The organism is Agrococcus sp. Ld7 (assembly GCF_045064095.1).
In the GTDB taxonomy this organism is placed as follows: Bacteria; Actinomycetota; Actinomycetes; order Actinomycetales; family Microbacteriaceae; genus Agrococcus.
The window spans coordinates 1-2,577 of record NZ_JBISGY010000016.1; the positions used below are offsets into that span (position 1 = coordinate 1).

Annotated in this window: 2 protein-coding genes; both read left to right on the forward strand. The window is 68.6% G+C overall.

Annotated elements, in window-relative coordinates; genetic code table 11:
• Positions 1-157 precede the first annotated feature (157 nt).
• The gene (gene istA, locus ACJJVL_RS03435) at positions 158-1,717 is read left to right on the forward strand and encodes an IS21 family transposase (protein WP_405216916.1); all 1,560 of its coding nucleotides are present in this window, start codon (positions 158-160) and stop codon (positions 1,715-1,717) included.
• Positions 1,714-2,466 (forward strand): ATP-binding protein, encoded by a 753-nt coding sequence (locus ACJJVL_RS03440; RefSeq protein ID WP_405216917.1) that lies wholly within the window; start codon positions 1,714-1,716, stop codon positions 2,464-2,466. The genes istA and ACJJVL_RS03440 overlap by 4 nt, the downstream gene beginning before the upstream one ends.
• Positions 2,467-2,577 lie beyond the last annotated feature (111 nt).

Genomic DNA, 2,577 nt, shown 5'->3' on the forward strand with positions numbered 1-2,577 from the left:
TGAGTATTCGTCTTTCTGGGGGCCACTGCTCGCGCGCGTGAGCGCCACTTCGGTCATGCACGATTCGCGTGCTTGAGCGCCGGTGTCGGGCTGGGTGAGCGCCACCTGGTTGGCTCCTTCCACCAAGTGAGGGACACGTGGTGGAAGGAGTACCGGCATGGTACGGAAGATCAAGGCGAAGCTGGTGTTGCAGCTTCGCGGGCAAGGGCTCTCGGGCAGGGCGATCGCTGTCGGGCAGGGCATGTCGCGGCATAGCGTGCAGGCGGTGCTCGATGCCGCCGACCGCGCCGGGCTGGCCTGGGCCGATGCGGACGACATGGCCGACGCGGAGGTCTACGCGGCGCTGTTCCCGGGCCGTGGGGAGCGGGAGAGCGTGTTCGTGCAGCCGGACTGGCAGCGGGTGCATCGAGAGCTGGCGAGGGTGGGGGTGACGCTGCGGCTGCTGCATCAGGAGTATGCCGATCGGGCCACGCGGGATCGGCTGGCGGCGATGAGCTACGACCGCTTCTGCCGCCTCTACGCGGACTACGCGAAGGTCACCGGCGCCTCATCGCGGGTCGGCCACAAGGCTGGCCGCAGCGTCGAGGTCGACTGGTCGGGGCCGACGATGCAGCTGCTGGATGCGACCACGGGCGAGGTGTCGAAGGTCTACTTGTTCGTCGCGTGCCTGCCGTTCAGCCGGTACGCGTTCGTGCAGGGGAGCCTGGACATGCGGCAGGAGTCGTGGCTGCGCGCGCACGCGGAGATGTTCGCGTTCTTCGGCGGCACGGTCCCGAGGATCGTGCCCGATAATCTCAAGACCGGCGTGATCGAGCGGCCACGGGAGGGCGAGATCGTCTTGAACGACGCCTACCGGGAGTTGGCCGCGCACTACTCGGCGGCGGTGCTGCCGGCACGCGTCCGCCACCCGAGAGACAAGCCGAGCGTCGAGAACACGGTCAGCCACGTGGCGACGTGGGTGATCGCGGGCCTGCGGGAGGAGACGTTCACGAGCATGGGCGTGCTGCAGGCGCGGATCCGTGAGCGGGTCACCGCCTACAACGACGAGCCGTTCCAGAAGCGCGCCGGCTCCCGGCGCAGCGTCTTCCTCGCGGAGGAGGCGCCGCTGCTGGGCGGACTTCCCGCGATCCCGTACGAGATCAGTTCCTGGACGTATGGGCGCAAGGTCGGCCGCAACGGGCACATCGTCTGGGCGCGGAACTTCTACTCGGCGCCCTTCGCTCACATCGGCGCCAGCGTGGACTTGCGGGTGACGGCCACGACGATCGACATCTACCGGGGCGATGAGCGCCTCACTAGCCATCTGCTGCTGCCAGCCACCGCCGTCAATCAGTATCGGACGCGCGAGACCGACCTGCCCGAGGGGCACGGCTGGCAGGCGTGGGACAGGGAACGGATCGACGCGTGGGCGACGCGCGTGGGCCCGTCGGCGACGGCGGTGATCGCCCGCGTGTTCGAGTCCGTGCCGGTCGCCGAGCAGGGCTTCGACCCGGCGCTGGCGATCCTGCGGCTGACGAAGCGCTTCTCCCCGACACGGGTGGAAGCGGCGTGCGAGCTTGCGCTGGCCGGCCCGGTCCGCTCGCCCCGCTACGCGCACCTGCGGCCGATCCTCGACACCGGCCAGGACAAGCTCGGCCGTCTCGACGACGAACCAGGAGGCGACGAAGCGGGCGGCTACGTGCGCGGCAGCGCCTACTACGCGGGAGGCGCCCGATGAGCATGCTCGATACCGAGACCAAGCGGAAGCTGCGGGAGATGAACGCGAGCGAGCTGCTCGAAGCCATCGACGGGCAAGACCAGTCGCTGACGATCAGCCTGCCGTTCGAAGAGCGCGTCCGGCTCGCCGTCGATGACGCCTACGCGGCCTTCACGCACTCGAAGGTCTCCGGCCTGATCCGCCGCGCGGGACTGCGCTACCCGAACGCCGACCTGCGGCGCCTGGACCTGCTCGAGGAGCGCGGCCTGGATCGGCACCTGCTCGCACAGCTGGGCTCCTGTTCGTTCGTGACCAGGCAGCAGAACGTCGTCTTCCAAGGCTTCACCGGATCCGGGAAGTCGTACCTGGGCTGCGCGATCGCCAAACGCGCCTGCGAGCACCGCATCCGCGCCCACTACATCCGCATGCCCGACCTCGAGGAAGCCTGGATCGCCGCGCAGGACAAGCCCGGCGGAGCCAGCAAGTTCCTCCGCAAATACGCCGCGTTCACGCTGCTGGTGATCGACGAATGGCTGCTCGACCGACCCAGCGACTCGATGCGCGGCATGCTGCTGGAACTGATGGAACGCCGCTACGGCGAGACATCGACGGTGCTCTGCACCCAATACCTGCAGAAGGATTGGCACCAGCGGCTCGGCGCCGGCGTCCACGCCGACGCCATCATGGACCGCATCGTCCACAACACCCTCTGGGTCGACACCGGCACCTACAACATGCGACAGCACACCGCACCCGCAGCGGCCGCATGAACCGAGGGTGAGCGCCAGCGGCGCCAAACCACGCGATCCGCTGGCGCTCACCCGCACCAACCATGGCGCTACGCCGCACGAACAGGTGGCGCTCAGGAGGTCAAATACTCA

Coding starts and splice junctions, on each gene's coding strand:
- istA (WP_405216916.1), top strand. CDS start 158: ATGGTACGGAAGATCAAGGCGAAGCTGGTGTTGCAGCTTCGCGGGCAA.
- ACJJVL_RS03440 (WP_405216917.1), top strand. CDS start 1,714: ATGAGCATGCTCGATACCGAGACCAAGCGGAAGCTGCGGGAGATGAAC.